This is a genomic window from Alteromonas macleodii (genome assembly GCF_903772925.1).
GTDB lineage: Bacteria > Pseudomonadota > Gammaproteobacteria > Enterobacterales > Alteromonadaceae > Alteromonas > Alteromonas macleodii_A.
Genome location: NZ_LR812090.1, coordinates 434,173 through 455,792, shown reverse-complemented (window position 1 = coordinate 455,792; position 21,620 = coordinate 434,173). Strand labels below are relative to the sequence as shown.

The window sequence follows — 21,620 nt, the reverse complement described above, 5'->3', positions numbered from 1 at the left end:
TGGTTCTCGTCACTAACCAAAAATTGAAAACAGCTTGCCGATTACCGAAGGCTGCTGATTGTCCTGCAGGTCCCCCGTACCGCTGTATTCAATTAATGCGTTACCGACTTTAGATGACAACACGGTATTACTTTCATCAACGTCTTTTTTACGTACTTCTCCGGAAAAGCGAATGTACTCTTTTCCCCTATTCATGGTTATCCACTTTTCTCCAGTAACAAGTAAATTTCCAGCAGGGGTTATGCCGGTTACGTACACTGTAATACTTCCGCTCATTGAGTTTGATTGTTTGGTTTGAGCGGAGCTAGCAAATTCACTGTCTTGCTCATGCTCTACTTCAACATCATCTCCTTCAACCTGAATACCACCTAGTTTCAATGTGACAGGCGCTAAATCGAACGAAGTATTTTTGTCGGTATTAAAATCAAGAGACTTCTCTGATTGGGTCTGCTCATCGAGCTTAACCAATATCATATCCCCTACTTTAAAGTTCGCGTGGCGCTCATAAAGCCCTATTGATTGCTCAGGGTTAAATAAAGACCCGGTAGGTACATGTAAAGTGGGCGTGGGCTGCGCTCTGGGTGGTGAATAGCGCGGATGACCAGGTCTCGGTTCGTCTTCTACTTGACTAACTGCCCGTTGCGACACATTGGGGTTAGTGGGGCTATTTTGAACCACCTGCTCTTCTTCAGTAATTGTTTGGGCGCAGCCCCCAAGTGTAAAGATTGCGATAAGTGTGTGTATATGGCATCGAACTTTCATGACATTGCTCAGTATTATTTTTTATGCAGTGTGTAATTTAAGTGCCATCCATGACCTGACAGGAGCAAGTTTAAACGAACAAATCAGAAGAAATCTCGTTCACTTTCTCTATTTGCAAAACCTTTACAAATCAACTATATGCCTGCGGGTAAGGGGATGTTATGGCCTTAGAAAACACAACCACCACCTCTGTTGGAACTGGCTTCAATGCACTGTTATCAAAGCTTGATTTAGCGTCAGGTTTCAATGACAGTAAAGCTACGGATTCGACAAACTCTTCAACAACATCAGATATTGAAGCGGCAAAAAGCGGCGAGTCTTTGCCGTCTATTTTCTCATTATTACTTGAACAACAGAGTCAGACGAATGAACCAGTGGGTACATCAGATACCGTTGCGGATATCAGTGCTACAAGTCTTGCAGAAGATGCTCTCTCACCACTGACAACTATAAGTAATGCACTTTCAGATAATGCTATAGCCGCTATGCAAGGTACGCTATTAACTGCATTGCAAAACAATATATTTCAAGCGTTATCCACCAATAGCGACACCACCAATACAGCTACCAGCGCAACTTCTAACCTTAGCAATGCTAGTATTAATCAAAGTGAAACCAGCCCAACTTTATTCGACACGCTATACACAAACGCATTCGGTGATGACGGGCTTAACCTTAAAGATGGCTTTGATGTTTTAAATATTGCAAACCACCTGCCCGTAGTTTCTGATATTTACGAGGCAACCACCTCTAGTCACACTGCCGCCGCGGCAAGTTTGGCTGGTAGCTTTTTATATGGCGGCATAGGCGGCCTTATGTATAACGCTGTAGACTTAGCCGTAGAAAACGTTACTGGGCAGAGTATTTCAAATAACCTGTGGTCAATGGGCCAAGCTTTTGTGTCATCGTCCTTCAGCAAAATCAATACTGATAGTGCTTCACAGGTGTTGGATGAAAGTGTATTGGCCTCATCGCCCATCGAGACTAATGATATAAAGGCAGGAATTGCCAATAAAGCCGCGGACGCTACTTACCAATTCGTTCAACGAGGCTTAAATTAAAGCCTCTACTTTGAACAAATGCACGTAGCGACAATAGTGTGTACCTTAAAGCCTTAGAAGTTAGGTTTAACTGGCTTGTATTCGGCAGATAGGAAGAGCGGTGATGTGATCACTAAATCTGCTGTGGCTGGTGTGCAGGCTACTGGTACGTTCCACACTGAACACAGCCGCAATAGCGCTTTTACGTCGGGGTCATGGGGCGCTGGATTCAATGGGTCCCAAAAGAAGAATAGTGCGTCTAGCTTGTTTTCTGCGATCAACGCGCCTATTTGCTGGTCCCCACCAAGCGGGCCACTTTTATAGCGTGTGACGTCTAACCCTGTTTCGCTAGCAATTAAGCCGCCCGTAGTTCCTGTCCCCACCAAATTACACTGCTTAAGCACGTCAATATGCTGTTTAACCCATGCTAGCAATTCGGGCTTCTTATGATCGTGCGCAACCAGCGCTAAAGTAAGTTTGCTCATTTTATTTTCCGAGTTTAATCCCAACAACCTATTTTAACAGTCTTCTGTTTAGGCCTATAGCAACCTATCACTTATCACTGTCTGATTTCATGCGCTACTTGCGCTTTACAATTAGGGCCCGTTTTCCTTTGCAAAAACAGACTAAATTCTTAGCTTATTAAGCAGCAACGCTGCCATAAATAAGTACAACGACTACTTATTAGGTGCCAAATATAAATATTCAGTTCTATTGAGCTTGTTGTCAACTTACTGTCATAACTATAAATATATTATTAAGTATCTTTTTACAGACGAAACAGCATAAATATAAGATAAAATATTTATACATTTTTATTGCATAAACATTCAAATTAGATACACTAGTCCACGGTTAAAGCATCCAACCCGTAAATTCGGGTTGTAACTTTATAGGAATTGATGATGACACAACCAACTCGCGTTGTTGGTTCAACCACTAGCAACGATAAAGAGTTTATCTCTCCCCTGGCTGGCTACACCATGCATAGCGCACGACGATGCGTGTGCACATCTATGCTTATTCAGTAGCACACTTTTTACCTTTGTAATGTGGTCGCGGTTAGGCAAGGATATTCGCCCAACCAGTTTACAAAGGTAAAAAGTGATTTTTTTCTCCTTTTATTGAATTTTTAAATTATGTATAGCGTTTCAATTATTGGTGCCAGTGGTTACACAGGTGCACAACTTGTTCAGTTGGTTAATCAACATCCAAAACTTGAGTTAGCGGGTACTTATGTATCTGAGAAAAGTAGCGATGCGAATAAAAATATCGCACAGCTTCACGGCAACTTGGCCCATGTCAACGCTACGCTCACGCCTATCTCAGATGATGCCCTGAAAGAGATGGCTAACGGTGTTGATTTTATTTTTTTAGCAACGCCACATGAAGCAAGCCACGACTGGATGCCTGTCTTATCTTCAGGTAAAGCAAAGGTACTTGATTTATCAGGTGCCTTTAGGTTGAAAGACACCCAAGTATTCGAACAGTTTTATGGCTTCCCTCATACGCAAAAGGAAAGCCTAACTCAAGCCGTTTACGGTCTTGCCGAGTGGCACGAAGCAAAGATTGCCAGCGCAGATGTTATTGCTGTTCCGGGTTGCTACCCCACGGCCAGTCTTAGTGCACTTAAACCACTTGCTGAAAATAACTTGCTTGATGCAAATGTACGCCCTGTAATTAACGCCGTTTCCGGCGTATCAGGTGCAGGTAGAAAAGCCAGTTTAACCACCAGCTTTTTTGAGGTCAGTCTTCAAGCATATGGCGTACTAGGTCATCGCCATACGCCTGAGATTGAAGCGTATTTAGGCACGCCCGTTATCTTCACTCCGCACCTTGGAAACTTCAAAAGAGGTATCTTGGCAACGGTCACCGTGAAGGTTAAAGCTGGTACCACCAGCGAGCAGCTTGAACAAGCGTACACTGACGCCTATGCTGATAAACCTATTGTGCGTTTGCGTACCAGTTTCCCAAAAATTGACGACGTTGCTCATACCCCATTTGTTGATCTTCACTGGAAGCTAGATGAAGCATCTGGGTATGCGGTGGTTACCGCTGCAATAGACAACGTAATGAAAGGCGCAGCCTCTCAGGCTATTCAGTGCCTTAATATAATGACGAAACAACCAGTAGAAACAGGGTTAGTACTATGAGTGTTTCACCTATCGTAATTAAAGTTGGTGGTGCATTGCTTGACGATGCAGCAGCAATGACACGCTTATTTTTAAGCGTAAAAGAAGTTCAAGCCATACGCCCAGTTGTGGTAGTTCATGGTGGCGGCCCATTGGTTGAGACCCTAATGGCAAGTCTAGGTCTTCAAAGTACGAAAATTGATGGCCTTCGCGTTACGCCCGATGAGCACATGCCTTATATCTGTGGTGCACTTGCGGGCTCTGCGAACAAACAGCTTTGTGCAGCAGCACTTGCCACGGGTATTACGCCAGTTGGTTTATCTCTGCTAGATGGAAATATGGTGGTATGCGAACCACTGGCTGATCAATATGGTGCAGTAGGTGTACCTTCAACAGCTGATGCTTCTTTCCTAAAAAGCGTACTAGCACAGTCTACACTTCCGGTAATTAGCTCTATTGGTTCAAGCCCACAAGGTAGATTACTGAATGTAAATGCTGATCAAGCAGCCACGGTTATTGCTGAACTTCTTAACGCGGAACTTTTATTACTTTCTAATGTTGAAGGTGTACTAGATGGCGACAAATCGCTAATTAGCGAACTTAACGCTGCAAGTATTTCAAAGTACGCAGATGAAGGCGTAATCACAGACGGAATGAAAGTAAAAGTAGATGCGGCACTTGCGTCTGCAGAAAGCCTAGACCGCGCGGTTTACATCGCAAGCTGGGCAGCTGATATCAACGATATTTTAAATAAGAAAACGGGCACACAAATTCTGCCCGCAGCGCTGGCAAACTCAGAGTCGACAAACCCTGACTTACACCACACCGACGTAACAAAAGGCAATGCCGGAGAAGTACAATGAAACAGGACCTACTTACTTTTGCAGACTGGACACCAGACGCAATGAAAAACTTGCTGCAATTGGCTGTAGAAATTAAACAAGCACCGGCAAGTTACAGCAATGTGCTAGCAGGAAAATCAATCGTTGCCCTGTTTGAAAAACCGTCTTTGCGAACCCGTGTAAGCTTCGATATTGGTATTAACAAGCTTGGCGGCCACATGGTGTATTTAGATGTGCAGTCAGGCAAATTAGCCGGCCGTGAAGACGCAGTAGACACCGCTGCTAACCTTGCATGCTGGGCTGACGCTATTGTCGCTCGCGTGTTTTCTCACGAAACCCTAGAGACCTTTTCTAAAGCGGCCAAAGTACCGGTAGTTAACGCACTGTGCGATAAATACCACCCATGTCAGGGCCTTGCTGATTACCTCACTATGTTTGAACGCTTTGGCAAAACCGAAGGTCTTACCATGGCTTATGTAGGCGACGGCAACAATGTAACTCACTCACTATTAATTGTTGGTGCGCTTTTAGGTTGCAACCAAGTTGTAGTTACGCCAGAGGGGCACGAAGCGGCACCTGAAATTGTGGCGCAAGCCAAAGCAATTGCCGAGAAAACGGGCGTATCTATTGTTGAAAGCACGGACCTTAGTGCCGCTAACGGCGCAGACGTTCTCTATGCAGATACATGGCTTTCAATGGGTGACGATACGCCACTTGAAGTGATCAAAGAAAAATTCATGCCTTATCAGGTAAATGAGGCGCTGATGGAAGCAACGGGTGCTAGTTACGTAATGCACTGTCAGCCTGCCCATCGCGACCTAGAAATTACAGGCTCGTTAATTGATAGCGATAAGTCACTATTAATGCAGCAAGCCGAAAATAGAATGCATGGCCAAAACGCCATTCTTACTCAATTACTTAATGCCTAAAAAGGCACCTAAGAGGTTTACTTAGATGCAAAACGTTAAAAAAATCGTACTGGCCTATTCAGGCGGGCTTGATACATCAGCCATCATTCCATGGCTAAAAGAAAATTATGGCTGTGAAGTTGTCGCATTTGCGGCAGATGTGGGCCAAGGTGATGAAGAGCTAGAAGGCCTTCACGAGAAAGCTATCGCGTCTGGCGCGAGCGAATGCCACATTGTTGATTTAAAAGAAGAGTTCGTAAGCGAATATATCTTCCCAACTATCACGACAGGTGCGGTATACGAAGGTGAATATTTATTGGGTACGTCAATGGCGCGCCCGGTAATCGCAAAGGCGCAAGTTGAGATTGCCCGTAAAGTAGGTGCCGACGCCCTATGTCATGGTTGTACCGGTAAAGGTAACGACCAGGTGCGTTTTGAAAGCACCTTTGCTGCCCTTGCTCCAGACCTTACCGTTATCGCGCCGTGGCGTGAGTGGGATATGGTAAGCCGCGAAGACTTACTTGCTTACCTAGCTGAACGCAATATTGCGACAACAGCGTCAGCGACAAAAATTTACAGCCGTGATGCCAACGCATGGCACATTTCACACGAAGGCGGCGAGCTTGAAGACCCATGGCAAGAGCCTACTAAGCAAGTGTGGACCATGACGGTTGACCCAGAAGATGCCCCTGATGCCCCTGAGCGCGTTACCCTGACTTTTGACGAAGGTAAGCTGACGCACGTTGATGGTGAAGCATTATCGCCTTATCAAGCACTTGTTAAGCTAAACACAGTGGCAGCAGCCCACGGTGTTGGACGTATCGACATAGTTGAAAACCGCCTTGTAGGCATGAAGTCTCGCGGGTGCTATGAAACTCCTGGCGGCACTGTATTGCTTAAAGCGTACAAAGCGCTTGAAACCATGGTGCTAGATAAAGCCGCGCTTAAATACCGCGAGCAAATTGGCCTTGAGTTCTCGCACGTTATGTATGATGGCCGTTGGTTTACTGCCCTTAACGATGCACTGCTTGCTGGCGCTGCGTCTTTCGCTAAGAAAGTGACAGGCGAGATAGTGGTTAAGCTTTATAAAGGCCAAGCTACTGTTACCCAGCGTAAATCGCCCAACAGCCTTTACTCTGAAGACTTTGCAACCTTTGGTGCAGACGATGTTTACGACCAGAAGCACGCTGAGGGCTTTATCCGCCTATTCAGTCTTTCAAGTCGTATTGAAGCACTAAAAAATCAAGGTTAATTGTATACCGCGCGTAGCTTTTACCAGCTACGCGCGGGTAGCAAAGTCAACAAACAGTATTTAAGGAGCATCGCATGGCGTTGTGGGGTGGCCGGTTTGAATCCGGTGCAAGTAGTATGTTTAAACAGGTTAACGACTCGCTGCCGTTTGACCAAGTTATGGCAAGCCAAGATATTCAAGGCTCTATCAGCTGGTCTCGTGCGCTGCAAAAAGCAGGCGTACTAACTGCTGACGAACAAGCCCAGCTTGAAGCAGCACTTAGCGAGTTGAAAGCGAAAGCCGATGCTGGAGAATTAGATTTTAACGCATCGAGTGAAGAAGATATTCACAGCTTTGTAGAAGCTGCGCTTATTGAAAAGCTTGGCGATATTGGTCGTAAACTACACACAGGTCGTAGCCGTAACGACCAGGTGGCTACTGACTTTCGCCTGTGGGTACGCGAACATATTGCCTCACTTCGCGCTGATGTTTTAGGTGTTATTAAATCACTTCTAAATGCCGCAAGCCGTCATCAAGAAGCGATCATCCCAGGTTACACTCACTTACAGCGTGCACAGCCTATTCACTTTGCACACTGGTGCTTAGCTTACGTTGAAATGCTAAAGCGTGACTTGAGCCGCTTAGACGACCTTAAAGCGCGCATGAATCAGTGCCCTTTAGGCTCTGGCGCATTGGCAGGTACCACGTTTCCTGTAGACCGCCACGCTATTGCAGAGGAATTAGGCTTCGACTCTCCCTGCCTAAATAGCCTTGATGCCGTGTCGGATAGAGACTTCGTTCTTGAACTTTTGTTTGTGGCCAGCACCAGCATGATGCACTTATCGCGTCTTGCTGAAGATATGATTTTCTATAACTCTGGCGAAGCTGGGTTCTTACAGTTAGGCGATAGCGTAACCTCAGGTTCATCGCTTATGCCGCAGAAGAAAAATCCAGACGCGCTAGAGCTTATGCGCGGTAAATGTGGCCGTGTATTTGGTTCTTTGCAGGCGCTGTTAGTTACCATGAAGGGCCTTCCACTTGCGTATAACAAAGATATGCAAGAAGACAAAGAAGGCGCTATCGATACGGTAAATCAGTGGCATATTTGTTTATGCATTGCCAGCGAAGTGCTCGACTCCCTGCAGCTTAATGAAGAACGCTGCCGCGTTGCGGCAACTCAAGGCTTTTCTAACGCAACCGAGCTTGCCGATTACTTGGTAGGTAAAGGCGTGCCGTTTAGAACAGGCCACGATATCGCGGGCCGTGTCGTGCTTCAGGCTATCGACAAAGGCTGCGCTATTGAAGATTTACCGCTAAGCGACATGCAGGCGATTTGCGATAAAATCGAAGACGATGTTTATCCAGTACTTCAATTGGAATACGGTGTAAACCAGCGCAATATCCTTGGCGGAACCAGCAAAGAAACAGTCACCAAAGCACTGTATCAAGAGTTGGAAGATTTGGATAAGCAAGGGTAGCGGTAAGGAACTACTTAGATGGTACTAGCGCAGCAAGATGGCATAAAACTGTTTCGCAGTTCACTGCCATACATTAATGCTCATCAGGGAAAGACCTTTGTACTGATGTTCGGTGGCGAAGCCATTGAACATCCTAATTTTCCCAACATTATTCAAGATATCGCTTTATTGAACAGCCTTGGCGTACGTGTGGTAGTGGTGCACGGTGCAAGACCACAAATAGACCAGCGAGTTGCGTTACGCAATATAGAAGGCCGCTTCGAAAATGGCGTGCGCATTACCGACAAGCAGACCCTTGAATGTGTAAAAGACGCAGCAGGCTCGGTTCGTTCACAGGTAGAAGCCTTACTTACTATGGGGCTTCCAAACTCCCCCATGCACGGTGCACAAATACGGGTGTGTTCGGGCAACTTGGTGGTGGCCAAACCTATGGGCGTACGTGGCGGTGTAGACTTTGAAAACACGGGTTTAGTACGTCGTATTGATACTACTGGCATTAACGACCATCTTAACGACGGTTCGATTGTGCTGCTATCGCCTATGGGCTATTCATCAACAGGTGAAGTGTTTAACTTATCCCATGAAGACGTAGCTACACAGGCAGCTATCGCCCTTAAAGCTGACAAGCTGATTGTGTTTTCAAACTATGATGGCGTATACAACCGTGACGGAAGATTACTTCGCACCATTGAACGTCCTCAGCTAGAACAGCTAACTCTAGCAGGTGACATCACCACCGAAGATACGGTACTAAGCGCACTTACCACCAGCGTTGCTGCCGGCGTTCCCCGTGCGCACTGTATCAGTTTTGAAAAAGACGGTGCCCTGCTTCAAGAATTGTTCACCCGCGACGGTACGGGCTCGCTTGTAATGGAACACCATTACGAGCAATTACGTGCAGCGACCATCGAAGATGTGGGCGGGATCTTAAAGCTAATAAAACCGCTAGAAGAAAGCGGCGTGTTAGTGAAGCGTTCTCGTGAGCGTTTAGAGAACGAAATAAACCAGTTCATAGTGATAGTGCGCGACGGCATGATCATCGCCTGCGCTGCTTTATACTTGTACCCAGAAGATGGCTGCGCCGAATTAGCGTGTGTGGCGACCCACCAAGACTATCGCGGCAAAAACCGTGGCGAACGGATTTTAGATGAAGTGCGAGTGCGTGCTAAAGAAGCCGGTATTAACAGCATTTTTGTATTAACAACGGTAACAGCGCACTGGTTCTTAGAGCAAGGGTTTGAACCTGCAGACATTAGTGCTTTACCTGCCGTGAAAAAAGAGCTGTATAACTTCCAGCGTAATTCTAAGGTGTTTACCCTAGCGGTGTAAGAAAACTCTTCTTTAAAAGCGTAAATGCTATGGCTTACTTATCCCAGCTAAGCCGTAGTATTTGCGTGCTCATTACGAATCACTTATTACTCAGCATTAACTATCAACAAAATAAATAGTCAGGATATTGCATTTTATTGGTGCAGAAGGTTTACTGGTTAGACCAGATGAGTTTTCGAGATCTCCTATGTCGAGCAAATTAAAGCAACACGACACCATAAAGAATACGAGTGTTAAAGATATCACTGTTACCTGTGCTGATAGCACCCCGCTTGCCGCTTCTCTTTTTTCTCCAGCCTGCCCTGCTAAAGCAGCCATTATGATTGGTCCTGCTACGGGTATTAAACGTCAGTTTTACAGCGCATTTGCCACTTACTTGAGTGAGCAAGGGTTTGGCGTTATCACGTTCGATAACCGTGGCATTGGCGGGTCGGTCAACGGCAGCGTTAAACAAAGTGACGCATCACTCGTAACCTGGGGTGAACAAGATATGCCGGCGGTGCTAGAGACACTAAAGATACATTTTCCTAATGTACCCTATTTTCTTGTTGGCCATAGCGCAGGTGGTCAACTACTGGGTTTGATGTATAACGTACACGACCTCACTGCTTTTTGTAACTTTGGAAGTTCGTCAGGTAGCTTACGTAATATGCGTAAAAGCTATTTGCTAAAAGCGCATTTCTTTATGAATTTCTATATCCCGGTGAGTAATTTACTGTTCGGCCATACAAAATCTCAGTGGGTAGGCATGGGAGAGCCACTGCCTAAGAAAGTAGCGCGCCAATGGCAAAAATGGTGTAACGGTAAAGGCTACGTAAAAACAGGGTTTGGCAGTGATGTAAACCAGCACCACTACGACACCATTCAGATACCTTCTAAGTGGTTACTCGCCAATGACGATGACATTGCTAATATTCACAACGTTCACGACATGATCAGCGTTTTCCCCAATATGGAAGCCGAGGTGGAGGAACTCGACCCACTGGCTCATAACGTAAAAGAAATAGGCCATATGAAGTTTTTCTCACGGAAATGCCAGCACTTATGGCCCAAAGTCACCGATTACTTTAATCAATACGTGTGATATCGCCTTCAACCGAGCGCTTTTAGCAAAGCGCTCGAACTTAACGAAGGTGACGAGCTCCACGCTAAACAAACGTATAAATTCTTCCTTCGTCTGAGGGAATCTGACCTTGCTGATGCTGGCTAAAGTCATTTTGTAATGCGTTTAAGCCTTCACGCTCTTTAACGTTCAACCAACCGGCGCTCCACGCAATGGCTTTTGATACAAACCCGCTACTCAACTTTTGGTACTCAACAGCCCCAATCTCAGACATACGCTGCTGAATATGAGCAGGGGCAAAGAAGAACTCCTCATCGCTTGAGGGCTTAACGTCCTGCCAGTGAGTAAGCCCAACGTTGATGTATTTAGTTAGGTGCGCACCAAGTCTATATTTAATTGATTCTTTGATCTGCGCGTTACCGGACATGTCGACCACAACGGTGCTTTTCAATTGCAACATTTCCAGTTGTTCATAGCTAATAACGGTGCTGTATACATCCAATGCTTCTAGTGATGCAACACGCTTTTCAGAGGTTACACCTATTGCGTCTATGCCCGCTTCTTTTAACGCAAAAGCAAGCCCTAAACTGGTTTTGCTTGAAGCGCTTAGTATTAATAACTGCTCTCTTTGTGCCCTAGGTATAGTATCAACCACTTCTGATAAACAGTAAGACGTTGCGTAAAGCGGCCACAGCAACATCTGATAATTTTCTTGCTCGTGCTGCTTAGTGTTTACTTCAGCGTTAGCATCGCTCTTTTGGGCAGGCAGTGGACGATAGACGTTATAACCTTGCGGTAACTTCAAGCGATGAGTACTGCAGTCAATAAGGTTACTGCCATTAACTGTGGTGTTACCCATCACCAAGTATTCGGCGGGTGGGAAATAACCGAGAAAACGGCGTCCTACTTCTACTGCATCGTTTTCAGAGCTAACTACTTGACCCACGCCCCATACCGGAATAACGCCCCAGTTTTCGTTACTATTTGTATTAACAGGTGGAAAAAACTGCCAATAACCAAGCTTGTCACCCACCATAAAATAGGTCAGGTTATTGGCAGTAAACGCGAACCTTTCAATTTTGATTATTAGGCTTTTCGCCTTTCCAGCCCCCTCTATCTGTGCGTTATCATGACTATCTTCTGCTTGCATTATCCGAAAGCGGTTTGGGTTCGTTTTGTCTATTTGAAACTGTTTCATCGTTATTTCTAACCTTTTAGAGTTGTCCGCTCGCTTTTAAGCTGTGTATGTAGGTCATCAGCTTTTTCATTGCCGGTGCCGCTGCTTCTTTCAAACGCCCTAATACCTGCATTTTTTGCATATCGTCTTTTGCCACGCCGTGTACTATTTTTGAAAAGCCATCCAGCCGACAATGGTAGATCCACGCTTTAAGCGCCGAATCTTCACCCCAAATTTGCATATTCCGTAACATGGCGGCAGTCATTGGCAACCAATCGACGTCGCGATTAGGCAGCGGGACCACTTGGGTCAGCATCTGCTTTTGTTGTTCATCGCTGTAGGCAGCCTCAACGTGGGCAATAAGAGCCGCACTAAAAACAGGTTGATAGGCACGCACTGTTTGAGGGGTGATGGTGTCGCCATCAAACACCGCTTTCATCTCTAAGTTAGTCAGCGCGGAAGCAGAACAATCAATAACAAGGGCGTTATCCGGCATACTCCATGTTGTATTTTCAAATTGGAGTTTATCGCGGCTGATATGCTTAACCCGACCTTCCCTAACGATAGACGGAAGCGTTTGTAAAGCTTTTAGCTCTAATTCGCTCACCGTTGCGCCGTGGAACATACTCGGTCTTACCTCCTTATCAATGCGCAGTAAAACACCGCGCTCTTCTAGTTTGTCGAACATATCTTCTATGGAAGTTGACGCAGCAATAGCTTCCATCTGATTCGCTTGTGCCCCAATAGAATCGAAGAAGAAGTCGTCCAAAGGTTGGGTATTTTTACGGTTAAGTAACCAGGCATCTCGCGATACCACCCAGTGGATATTATTTGGGGTCACATGGTTTTCGAGCAGCCATAGGCAGGTATCAATACCTGTTTTACCACCACCGACCACCACGTAGTTATCAAAGCCTTCGATATTTTCGACCACGGTATTAACTGGCGTAAATGCAACATCGTTGTCGCGAGTAAAGCTTGGAGTATGGGTAAGTGGAATATTGGTATTTAAATAAGTGGCATCAACAATTTTCTTGTTCACGGTGACGTTGTAGTGCTTGCCATTTAAGGTTGATACAAACTGTTTATTTCCTTTGTACTCGCAAAGCGGGTAATACTGCACACGACTTGAAGGTAAAAAGGTTTCGTTCATTACCGCATCGAAATACGCGCTAACTTCTTGCCCTGAAGCTAACCCCATTAGGCCTTCATTCATTCCGCACTTGTCGATTACGCCCCGATTAAGCTCTTTTGAGCACACACCATAGAACGCTGAAGGCTGGTGTAGGGTGACGAAGGGGTAAGCGTAGTTCCAATGCCCGCCGGGCTTCACATTTTTATCTACAATCAGAATGTTAGCGTTTGTTTCGTGGAGCAGTACATCGGCGAATGCCATCCCTACCGCGCCAGCGCCTACAATCAAATAATCGCAGGTTAATTGCTCAGTTTTCATATATAGTGTCCTTATGATTAACCTGCGGGCAGGCAGGTTAAGTGTTAAACCAAGAGATATAACAGCGTTATAAACACACCTTACATAACGGTGTTATATTGCGCAACATGTAAATGATGTGTAAATGAAAAAAGATACCCGACAAAAGATCTTAGATGCTGCTTCAGCACTGTTTTTAAAAGGCGGTACAAATGCGCTGAGCGTGCGTGCTATAGCCGAAGGCGCTGGTATGTCTACTATCGGCATTTATAGCCATTTTAAAGGTAAGCAGGGCATCCTAGATGCGCTCTATATTGAAGGTTTTGGATTGGTAGAGCGTGAAATGTTGGCGGCGGATGGCAATACTGCGGCGGAAAAAGTGATTAATGGCTGCGAGCGTATTTTAACGTTTTCAGAAACTCACGCGGCTCATTATCGACTAATTTTTGCTTCTAATTTGAAAGACTATACCCCATCAGATGAGGCGATAGAGGCAGGTGAAAAAGCGTTTATTACGCTAACTAAGCTTACCGCTGCGTTGATCAAAAAAGAGCTGTCTGTTGAAGAAAAGCAGGATGTAGCTATGCAGGTATGGGCGCTTAATCACGGGTACATTACCTTAAATCAGCATGAAATTAGCAACCGCATTACCTGGAACAATTGGAAAGAACGCGCGCTTCAAGCAATTCGCTTACACGTTTATGCCCTAGTCGCTACCCAGTAAAAAAAGGGTCAGGGTACATTTTAATAAAGTACTCTGACCCCATTTACCTTATCTGCTGGCTACCGCCTCCCTTACACGAGCGCCATAATCACTATCTGCTAGATCGTATTGTACGAACATGGCTTCTTGAACATCTTGTGTGGCTTGGCTTAGACCATCAGCGATATTGTTTACTAACTGCTGCTTTTGATCTTCACTCATAATGCGATACAGATCGCCTGCCTGAGAGTAGTTGTCTTCATCACGGTTATCATAAATGTCTAACCATGCATCTTGCTCTAATGGCATCGGTGGCTCTTGTACCTCCGACATTTCAGCAGGCTCACCAATTCGTGCTCGGTTATTCGGGTAGAAGTTTGCTCCACTTCCCGCAAGCGCTGGGTTAATTCCTGCAAAAGCGCCATCTCGCTGATAATTGTGTACCGGACAACGTGGTGCGTTTACCGGTATTTGATTGTAGTTTGCACCAATGCGGTATCTGTGCGCATCTTGATATCCAATTAGTCGCGCTTGAAGCATTCTGTCTGGCGATGCGCCAATACCCGGTACCAAATTGCTCGGCGCGAACGCTGCTTGCTCAGTTTCTGCAAAGTAGTTATCAACATTGCGGTTTAACTCCAACTGTCCTACTTCAATTAATGGGAAGTCGCTGTGCGGCCATACCTTGGTCAAGTCAAACGGGTTAATATGATAATTGCGAGCTTCCTCTTCGGTCATGATCTGCACGTTCACTGTCCATGACGGGAAATCACCATTATCAATACTTTCAACCAGGTCTTGTTGGGCACCAAAGGCAGGCATTTTCGCTGCTTCTTCGTTAGTTAGCGTTTTGATACCTTGGTTAGTTTTAAAGTGCCACTTCACCCAATAGCGCTCACCTGCGTTATTCCAAAAGCTTAAAGTATGTGAGCTATAGCCATTCACGTGGCGATAGGAAAGCGGAATACCGCGGTCAGACATCAAAATTGTTGATTGGTGTAATGACTGCGGGTTGTTAGCCCAAAACTCATATACCGCCTGCGGATCTGGCAGGTTAGTACGTGGGTTCTTCTTCTGGCTGTGTATAAAGTCAGGAAACTTAATACCGTCCCGCAAGAAGAATACAGGTGTGTTATTTCCCACCATATCCCAGTTTCCCTGTTCCGTGTAAAACTTCACCGAAAAACCACGAGGGTCACGAGCGTAATCGCTTGAGTCTTGACCGCCACCTACAGTAGAAAATCGCAAGAACACATCGGTTTTCTGCCCTTCCTTTTGCAAAAAGTCGGCAATAGTATAATCAGACAAACTTTTAGTTAGCGTGAAAGTACCATATGCTGCGCTGCCTCTGGCGTGAACTACACGCTCTGGAATTCGCTCGCGGTTAAAGTGCGCAAGCTTCTCGAACAAATAGTGGTTATCAAAAGTAACGGGGCCGCGGGGGCCTGCAGTTCGACTTTGATTGTCATTGGCAACGGGCGCACCATTGCTAGACGTTAGCGTGGTAGGGTTTATAGCTGTACCTGAAAATGGACACTTACTCATTGCGAATTCCTTCTAGTTCTTTTCTCGCCCTCTTTTCAGCTTTACTTAACGTCTCGCTAAAATTGGGCACTACGTACGTAACTAACAACGATTGTTAATCACCTTTTTCGTTTAAAAAGATGATCGCTGATTCACCTAAACAATTAAAGTAAACAAAATAGATAATGATAATCGTGTTTTTAAATCACGCTAAAACACTTATCGTTAGGTGAATTTTTTGTATATCCGTTTTTGCTGCTGGAACATCGTTCGATGAGGGTAAGCGGCGGGGAGTTTTATATAAATGGAAGGAGTGAAAGCTACTATTCGCTATTGTTTGGCATCTTGAATAGTTGATTAAGCTTATAAATCCGATGGACTTTTTCGGCTCAAGCATTGGTTAACGGAAGTCAAAAACGCTATACAGAAATAAGGTAAAGCGAATTACTTTTTTGCAATGAAGGTCTAGCATTGTGCTTTTTTCGTAGCAAAGAACTAAACATTCGTAATCTACTAGGGGCTTGTGCCATGACAAAGCCACTCATATTCATCACCGGTTTTATAATGTTGTGCGTCATTGTCTTTGCATCTTGGAGTACTTTTGAAACGCTTTGGCGTTTTAACCACAAGAACAACGAGCTAACTTTTATGGGAAGTTCAGGTTGGCAGTGGCATAACAAATCACAAGGGCTTCAAATTAAGCGAGTCGATGGCTATTTGCCTGCGATGAGGAAAGTATCCGACAGCAAAGAATATGCTTCGCTTATTTCCATTACGGAAAGCGGAAATTATCGCGGCTTTATATTTTTTGATCAGAACTGTGAAGAAGGCGCTATTGTCTCAGAGCGTGTAACTTACAGTGCTGCAGAACCACCAAAACTTGAAGTATTACACTGCCTGCATGGAAAGCTGGTGTATATGAAAAACTGGACAACAGCACCTACAGAAAGATGGCGTGGCCGTGTGGGCGACTTCGAATTCGACGAAGCCTTAAATGAATGGGATTTCACACCACTTCAACAAGCCTATTTAAAGAGTGTGGCAGAGCTCATTTGAAAATTGGGGGTCAGAGTACTTTTGTCCCGCTTTTTGTCGATGCCCCTCTTTAGCCATTGTGATGTTAAGAAAGTGATTAACATAACTAAAGTACACTGACCCCATAATTTACACTGACCCTGAGGGATCCCCACGAATTTAGTTTCATGTGTCTCCGGCCCAGGCTGCGTCAACTATGGAGCTGTACCATTTGAGTGCAGCTTTCCACTGTCGCATAGTAAATCGCATTCGACAAGCGACAGCCCTGAGTCCAAGGTAATGGAATGACAGCACGCTTCTGGTTTCGGTATTGGCTTGGAAGCGCCGATGCCTATTCGATGAGACGAGCACCATACCCAGTAATATAGCCACGAGTGACGCTAACGTTGTCAGCAATATCAGTATTATTAGACGTTGCTTTTTCACGCTTTTATTCTGTTCATAGCCAAGCCCGAACTTCGTGCTTTTCATGTCTCTAAAGCCTTCTTCAATTTGCATTCGTTGCCTGTAAATGGCCACTACTTGCTTCGATAAGCTTCGATGAGGTGCCAGTGATGTCGCTAATAGCCATGGATCTTTCGCCCCTTGCGCATGAACTTTTGAGCGTTTTGAGGCTTTACGTGTACCATCTGGATTTGAAGCATGACGCCCTTTAGATTTCTGTTTAAAAAGAACTAGCGTGCAGGTAAAGGGGTTGCTCCTTACTATTTGGCTGTTATCAAAACGCTTCGGTCGACAGGTTGCTTGTGCGTATAAACGACGAATACATTGCCACGTATTTCCTCTATCAAGCGAGTAAAGATGTGGCTTGCGGATACGCCCAACAATGTCCCATCCTAGGGCCCTAACTTCTCTGAACCAAGGCGATTTATACCCTGCATCGGTAACGATAATGGGTCGGCAATTTGAAGGTAATATAGCGTGTAACGCCTTTAAAAATGCCTTGTGTGTAGCAGGTTTCTCTTTGGTCTTGTTGCAATGTACTTCTTGGTAAAGTGTGATGGGCCTTCCTTTCAGAGATACTGCCGCGCGTAAAAGAAAGTGCGCTTTACGGTCGTCTAAATCTGACCAATCTATTGAGATAACAGGGCGTGTTGTGTTGCCGCAAAATAGTTGGCATATAGATGCATAGATGAGCGGTGTTTCACTTAGTAAGTGCGGATTTGAGAGCAAGCGGTCTGCACGTTTAATCCTATGTTTTTCAAAGGCTTTAGTGTTTATCCCTCGACCTATGCTGGTTACGGTTGCAGCGCTTCCATTAAGCAGACTTTTGACGCACGCCGTGACCGCATTTAGACGAGTTTTATGCATATTGTAGCTGACAAGCGTAACGACTTTGTTCACAATAGATAGGACATTCATGGCTGTTTGGTCTCGGTGAAGTTTGGCGATTGATCTGATCACCAAACGTCATGAATGTTCCTGTCTTTTTTATCTCACTGATATCATTAGTTTATTTGTGGGGATACCTCAGACACTGACCCCATTATTTAGGTGTTGGCGAGGGCGTCGTCGATATCTTTTGCGCTGTGGCGGTTTGCTAACTGGCCGTCATCGCCCCAGGTTTTGTTGACAATACGACCTCGTTTGACGCCTTCTCGTTGCTCTAGCTGTTTAGCCCATCGTACCAAGTTGGTGTACTCGTGTACTTGAAGAAACGTTGCGGCATCGTAAAGATTTCCAAGCACTAAATTGCCGTACCACGGCCATATAGCCATGTCAGCGATACTGTACTCGCTACCTGCCATAAACTCATTGTTTGCTAAGTGCTTGTCTAGCACATCTAACTGACGCTTAGTTTCCATGGTAAAGCGGTTGATAGGATATTCCATTGGATATGGCGCATAACTGTAGAAGTGCCCGAAACCACCGCCTAAGTAAGGCGCTGACCCCACCTGCCAGAACAGCCAGTTGAAACATTCCGCCTTTGCATGGGCGTCTTGCGGAATGAACTTACCGAACTTTTCTGCCAGGTAAACCAAAATTGAACCTGATTCAAAAAGCTTCGTTTCTGGTGACGTTGTAGTATCGACCATTGCCGGAATTTTACTGTTGGGGTTTACGTCAACAAACCCTGAAGAAAACTGCTCACCCTCACCAATATTTATAAGCCAAGCGTCATACTCTGCTTCACTTACACCTGCTGCCAACAGCTCTTCTAGCATGATAGTCACTTTCTGACCGTTAGGCGTGGCTAACGAGTAAAGCTGCAAACCATGTTCGCCACTCGGACGATCCTTTTCGTGGGTAGCACCAGACACAGGGCGATTAATACTTGCCCACTTGTTACCATCATCTTCAGCTTGGGTCCAAACTTCTGGCGGTGTGTAGTTATCTTCTGTCGACATAGCAAATCCTTATAGTTTCTTTATTTATTAAGTTACTGCAATACATAGCTATTAAGAACAGCTTTTAAAGACTTATAGCTCATCACTGTCGACTAATAAACGGGGATATACGGTTACTGACATAAAAAAAGCCGCACTTTGCAGCGATACAAAGCACGGCTTTAATAATAAAAGGCGAGCAGTCCATTGCCCGCAAACTGGTACTAATCGATACCCACCGATAAGTTTTAACAGCAGAAACGGTGGCTATATCGATAGCATGTAAACGTATAATTTCGAGTTACTTAACCTTGTAGTAGGCGTCAATTAGGTCGGATTCATCCAAGTAAACAAACATTTCACTTTGTTCATCAACTGGGCTTTTTGAAGCAGGTTCGATAGCTTTTTCCGTAGCCTTTACATCATGTGCTACAACATCAACGTTAGTTGCATCACAAGCAGAAAGTGTTGCAAGAGCAGCCATAACTAACGACGTAGAGAATGAGCGCTTAGTAACACGCGCACAGAAAGGACTTGCCTTGTTTTTTAACTTTGTCATCAATAACACCTCTTGCTCCTTGTTGTAACTGATAAGAGGAGTATCAATCATTGTGCCAATTATATTTAAACTTATAATATCAATAACTTAACAACAAAAAGACAGTAAAAAGAGTGAGAGGGATGAAGGAAATGTTGCGCATAAGCAACACCATTTTACATTGTTTAACGATTACTCCGCGAGACGGATAAAAAGCAAACAAATTACGTTTGGTTATTTCTGCTAATGATAGAGAAGTAATGGAGAAAACCTAATCTACAGGCACAAAAAAAGCAGGCTTCACCTGCTTTTTTCTAACGTTTATGCTGACTAAATACTTACACGCTTATAAGGGCGGTATTCAGCTTTCCAGAAGTTTCGCTCAATGCTGGCGCGCAGTGCGTCGTCAGACATTTCTAAGGCTAGTCCCTGCTCCATCGCCACTTTACCCACTTCAAAAGCAATCTCACGGCTAATTTCAGCAATGGCTGCAAGTGGTGGTAATAGTGAACCTTGTCCCGTGTTGACTAATGGCGACGCTGCCGCAAGCGCGTTACTTGCTGCCATTAGCATTTCATCACTAATCAACTTCGCTTTTGATGCAACAACACCAAGGCCGATACCAGGGAAAATATACGAGTTATTACACTGAGCAATAGGGATGATATTGCCATTGTACTCAACAGGCTTAAACGGACTACCTGTTGCAATAATTACCTTACCTTCTGTCCATTCAATTACTTGCTCAGGACGCGCTTCAACCTGACGAGATGGGTTGCTTAACGGGAAGATAATTGGCAGTTCACAGCCTTGTTTCATGGCGCGAATAACTTGTTCCGTGAACAAACCTGGCTGACCTGAAACACCAATAAGTACATCTGGCTTGGCGCAGTGCATCACATCTAGCAAAGAAGCGTAGTCACCGCTGAATGTCCAATCTGCCAAGTCGGCATTCTTCTGCTGTAGTTTTTGTTGGAAGTCGCGCAAACCTTCCATGCCTTCGGTTACCAAACCAAAACGGTCAATCATGAATACTTGCTTACGCGCTTGTTCGTCAGTGAGGCCTTCAAATACCATTTGCTGTATTAGCATTTCAGCAATACCGCAGCCCGCAGAACCCGCCCCGACAAACACAACCTTCATGTCACGTAGCTTTTGCTGCTTGGTTTTACATGCCGCCAGAATAGTACCAAGAGTAACCGCAGCGGTGCCCTGAATATCGTCGTTAAAACAGCACACGTCGTTGCGATAGCGGTTTAATAGCGGCATAGCATTTGGCTGTGCAAAATCTTCAAACTGAATCATCACGTCAGGCCAGCGTCGCTTCACCGCATTGATGAACATATCAACGAATTCGTCGTACTCTTCCTGCCCTATACGCGGGTGGCGCGCGCCCATGTACATTGGGTCATTAAGTAACTTTTCGTTGTTAGTTCCTACATCTAACATGACAGGCAAAGTATAGGCTGGGCTGATACCCCCGCAGGCGGTGTACAGCGATAGCTTACCGATAGGAATGCCCATGCCACCTATACCTTGGTCTCCCAAGCCTAGTATGCGCTCACCGTCGGTCACAACAATCACTTTCACTTTGCGTTTTGTCGCATTGCGAACGATGTCATCTAGCTGATGACGTTCTTCATAAGACACAAACAAGCCACGTGAACTGCGATAGATATCTGAAAACTGCTCACATGCATCACCTACAGTAGGGGTGTAGATGATGGGCATCATCTCATCGATGTGCTTTTGAATTAGGCGGTAAAACAAGGTTTCGTTATTGTCTTGAATTGCGCGCAGATAAATATGCTTGTTTAGTGCTTCGTCAAAGCTGCTGTATTGCATGTAAGCACGTTCAACCTGCTCTTCGATGGTTTCATACCTTGGTGGCACTAGACCCGTCAGGTTAAACGCCGCACGTTCCCGTGCAGTGAAGGCACTGCCTTTATTCAGTAGGGGGGTTTCCAGCAATGAAGGGCCGGCATGAGGAATATAAAGATATCGCTGTGAATCTTCTGACATTGGTTTTCCGATAATGTGTTCAGGCAAATACATCACCTAAGCCTGAAGCGGCACGCGTGCAACGTGCCTCTTAGTAA

20 protein-coding genes are annotated in these 21,620 nt (G+C 45.2%); 11 read left to right on the top strand and 9 right to left on the bottom strand.

All coding sequences use genetic code 11. The annotated features are described in order from the left end of the window. Positions 1-12 precede the first annotated feature (12 nt). Positions 13-762, bottom strand: a complete 750-nt coding sequence (locus PCAR9_RS01955; protein ID WP_179982183.1) for a flagellar basal body L-ring protein FlgH — start codon at positions 760-762, stop codon at positions 13-15. Positions 763-923: 161 nt separating this feature from the next. Between PCAR9_RS01955 and PCAR9_RS01950 the strand changes: the two genes are divergently transcribed. Continuing rightward, positions 924-1,823, top strand: a complete 900-nt coding sequence (locus tag PCAR9_RS01950; protein ID WP_179982182.1) for a hypothetical protein — start codon at positions 924-926, stop codon at positions 1,821-1,823. A gap of 53 nt (positions 1,824-1,876) precedes the next feature. Here PCAR9_RS01950 and PCAR9_RS01945 read toward each other — a convergent pair whose 3' ends face one another. Beyond that, complete coding sequence (locus tag PCAR9_RS01945) at positions 1,877-2,287, bottom strand: methylglyoxal synthase (RefSeq protein WP_179982181.1); 411 nt, start codon at positions 2,285-2,287, stop codon at positions 1,877-1,879. A gap of 420 nt (positions 2,288-2,707) precedes the next feature. Between PCAR9_RS01945 and PCAR9_RS20160 the strand changes: the two genes are divergently transcribed. The 8 genes from PCAR9_RS20160 (at position 2,708) to PCAR9_RS01910 (ending at position 10,806) form a co-directional block, all read left to right on the top strand. Next, positions 2,708-2,833 carry a hypothetical protein gene (locus tag PCAR9_RS20160; RefSeq protein WP_259462663.1) on the top strand — a complete coding sequence of 42 codons (126 nt, stop codon included), beginning with the start codon at positions 2,708-2,710 and terminating at the stop codon, positions 2,831-2,833. A gap of 108 nt (positions 2,834-2,941) precedes the next feature. Further along, positions 2,942-3,955: an N-acetyl-gamma-glutamyl-phosphate reductase gene (gene argC, locus PCAR9_RS01940; RefSeq protein WP_179982180.1), complete on the top strand. Its 1,014-nt coding sequence runs from the start codon at positions 2,942-2,944 to the stop codon at positions 3,953-3,955. Then, on the top strand, positions 3,952-4,797 hold the full coding sequence (argB, locus tag PCAR9_RS01935) for an acetylglutamate kinase (protein WP_179982179.1): 846 nt from the start codon (positions 3,952-3,954) through the stop codon (positions 4,795-4,797). The genes argC and argB overlap by 4 nt, the downstream gene beginning before the upstream one ends. After that, complete coding sequence (locus tag PCAR9_RS01930) at positions 4,794-5,705, top strand: ornithine carbamoyltransferase (RefSeq protein ID WP_179982178.1); 912 nt, start codon at positions 4,794-4,796, stop codon at positions 5,703-5,705. The genes argB and PCAR9_RS01930 overlap by 4 nt, the downstream gene beginning before the upstream one ends. Positions 5,706-5,730: 25 nt before the next feature. Next, a complete protein-coding gene (locus PCAR9_RS01925; protein WP_179982177.1) occupies positions 5,731-6,936 on the top strand; it encodes an argininosuccinate synthase in 1,206 nt (401 codons plus the stop codon). Between the two features lie 74 nt (positions 6,937-7,010). Beyond that, entirely contained in the window at positions 7,011-8,393 is a 1,383-nt protein-coding gene (argH, locus tag PCAR9_RS01920) for an argininosuccinate lyase (protein WP_179982176.1), read from the top strand. An 18-nt stretch (positions 8,394-8,411) separates the two neighbouring features. Then, on the top strand, positions 8,412-9,722 hold the full coding sequence (argA, locus tag PCAR9_RS01915) for an amino-acid N-acetyltransferase (RefSeq protein WP_179982175.1): 1,311 nt from the start codon (positions 8,412-8,414) through the stop codon (positions 9,720-9,722). A 187-nt stretch (positions 9,723-9,909) separates the two neighbouring features. Next, positions 9,910-10,806: an alpha/beta hydrolase family protein gene (locus PCAR9_RS01910; protein ID WP_179982174.1), complete on the top strand. Its 897-nt coding sequence runs from the start codon at positions 9,910-9,912 to the stop codon at positions 10,804-10,806. Positions 10,807-10,870: 64 nt separating this feature from the next. On the opposite strand, the gene PCAR9_RS01905 is transcribed toward PCAR9_RS01910, so the two are convergent. Further along, on the bottom strand, positions 10,871-11,983 hold the full coding sequence (locus PCAR9_RS01905; RefSeq protein WP_179982173.1) for a DUF2855 family protein: 1,113 nt from the start codon (positions 11,981-11,983) through the stop codon (positions 10,871-10,873). 16 nt (positions 11,984-11,999) lie between these two features. Next, entirely contained in the window at positions 12,000-13,415 is a 1,416-nt protein-coding gene (locus PCAR9_RS01900) for an NAD(P)-binding protein (protein ID WP_179982172.1), read from the bottom strand. A 124-nt stretch (positions 13,416-13,539) separates the two neighbouring features. Between PCAR9_RS01900 and PCAR9_RS01895 the strand changes: the two genes are divergently transcribed. Then, positions 13,540-14,118, top strand: a complete 579-nt coding sequence (locus PCAR9_RS01895; protein WP_179982171.1) for a TetR/AcrR family transcriptional regulator — start codon at positions 13,540-13,542, stop codon at positions 14,116-14,118. A gap of 48 nt (positions 14,119-14,166) precedes the next feature. On the opposite strand, the gene PCAR9_RS01890 is transcribed toward PCAR9_RS01895, so the two are convergent. Beyond that, on the bottom strand, positions 14,167-15,642 hold the full coding sequence (locus tag PCAR9_RS01890) for a catalase (protein ID WP_179982170.1): 1,476 nt from the start codon (positions 15,640-15,642) through the stop codon (positions 14,167-14,169). Between the two features lie 507 nt (positions 15,643-16,149). Between PCAR9_RS01890 and PCAR9_RS01885 the strand changes: the two genes are divergently transcribed. Continuing rightward, entirely contained in the window at positions 16,150-16,677 is a 528-nt protein-coding gene (locus PCAR9_RS01885) for a hypothetical protein (protein ID WP_179982169.1), read from the top strand. A gap of 144 nt (positions 16,678-16,821) precedes the next feature. Here PCAR9_RS01885 and PCAR9_RS01880 read toward each other — a convergent pair whose 3' ends face one another. The 4 genes from PCAR9_RS01880 to PCAR9_RS01865 form a co-directional block, all read right to left on the bottom strand. After that, positions 16,822-18,060 (bottom strand): IS4 family transposase, encoded by a 1,239-nt coding sequence (locus tag PCAR9_RS01880; RefSeq protein ID WP_232091266.1) that lies wholly within the window; start codon positions 18,058-18,060, stop codon positions 16,822-16,824. A gap of 86 nt (positions 18,061-18,146) precedes the next feature. Then, the gene (gene yghU, locus PCAR9_RS01875; protein WP_179982168.1) at positions 18,147-19,004 is read right to left on the bottom strand and encodes a glutathione-dependent disulfide-bond oxidoreductase; all 858 of its coding nucleotides are present in this window, start codon (positions 19,002-19,004) and stop codon (positions 18,147-18,149) included. 280 nt (positions 19,005-19,284) lie between these two features. Continuing rightward, positions 19,285-19,542, bottom strand: coding sequence for a hypothetical protein (locus tag PCAR9_RS01870; protein WP_179982167.1), 258 nt, complete (start codon positions 19,540-19,542; stop codon positions 19,285-19,287). A 309-nt stretch (positions 19,543-19,851) separates the two neighbouring features. Beyond that, on the bottom strand, positions 19,852-21,543 hold the full coding sequence (locus PCAR9_RS01865) for an NAD-dependent malic enzyme (RefSeq protein WP_179982166.1): 1,692 nt from the start codon (positions 21,541-21,543) through the stop codon (positions 19,852-19,854). Positions 21,544-21,620 lie beyond the last annotated feature (77 nt).

Bases quoted from the DNA above. Each gene is read 5' to 3' on its own strand.
- PCAR9_RS01955 (WP_179982183.1), bottom strand. From the start codon at position 762: ATGAAAGTTCGATGCCATATACACACACTTATCGCAATCTTTACACTT.
- PCAR9_RS01950 (WP_179982182.1), top strand. From the start codon at position 924: ATGGCCTTAGAAAACACAACCACCACCTCTGTTGGAACTGGCTTCAAT.
- PCAR9_RS01945 (WP_179982181.1), bottom strand. From the start codon at position 2,287: ATGAGCAAACTTACTTTAGCGCTGGTTGCGCACGATCATAAGAAGCCC.
- PCAR9_RS20160 (WP_259462663.1), top strand. From the start codon at position 2,708: ATGACACAACCAACTCGCGTTGTTGGTTCAACCACTAGCAACGATAAA.
- argC (WP_179982180.1), top strand. From the start codon at position 2,942: ATGTATAGCGTTTCAATTATTGGTGCCAGTGGTTACACAGGTGCACAA.
- argB (WP_179982179.1), top strand. From the start codon at position 3,952: ATGAGTGTTTCACCTATCGTAATTAAAGTTGGTGGTGCATTGCTTGAC.
- PCAR9_RS01930 (WP_179982178.1), top strand. From the start codon at position 4,794: ATGAAACAGGACCTACTTACTTTTGCAGACTGGACACCAGACGCAATG.
- PCAR9_RS01925 (WP_179982177.1), top strand. From the start codon at position 5,731: ATGCAAAACGTTAAAAAAATCGTACTGGCCTATTCAGGCGGGCTTGAT.
- argH (WP_179982176.1), top strand. From the start codon at position 7,011: ATGGCGTTGTGGGGTGGCCGGTTTGAATCCGGTGCAAGTAGTATGTTT.
- argA (WP_179982175.1), top strand. From the start codon at position 8,412: ATGGTACTAGCGCAGCAAGATGGCATAAAACTGTTTCGCAGTTCACTG.
- PCAR9_RS01910 (WP_179982174.1), top strand. From the start codon at position 9,910: ATGTCGAGCAAATTAAAGCAACACGACACCATAAAGAATACGAGTGTT.
- PCAR9_RS01905 (WP_179982173.1), bottom strand. From the start codon at position 11,983: ATGAAACAGTTTCAAATAGACAAAACGAACCCAAACCGCTTTCGGATA.
- PCAR9_RS01900 (WP_179982172.1), bottom strand. From the start codon at position 13,415: ATGAAAACTGAGCAATTAACCTGCGATTATTTGATTGTAGGCGCTGGC.
- PCAR9_RS01895 (WP_179982171.1), top strand. From the start codon at position 13,540: ATGAAAAAAGATACCCGACAAAAGATCTTAGATGCTGCTTCAGCACTG.
- PCAR9_RS01890 (WP_179982170.1), bottom strand. From the start codon at position 15,642: ATGAGTAAGTGTCCATTTTCAGGTACAGCTATAAACCCTACCACGCTA.
- PCAR9_RS01885 (WP_179982169.1), top strand. From the start codon at position 16,150: ATGACAAAGCCACTCATATTCATCACCGGTTTTATAATGTTGTGCGTC.
- yghU (WP_179982168.1), bottom strand. From the start codon at position 19,004: ATGTCGACAGAAGATAACTACACACCGCCAGAAGTTTGGACCCAAGCT.
- PCAR9_RS01870 (WP_179982167.1), bottom strand. From the start codon at position 19,542: ATGACAAAGTTAAAAAACAAGGCAAGTCCTTTCTGTGCGCGTGTTACT.
- PCAR9_RS01865 (WP_179982166.1), bottom strand. From the start codon at position 21,543: ATGTCAGAAGATTCACAGCGATATCTTTATATTCCTCATGCCGGCCCT.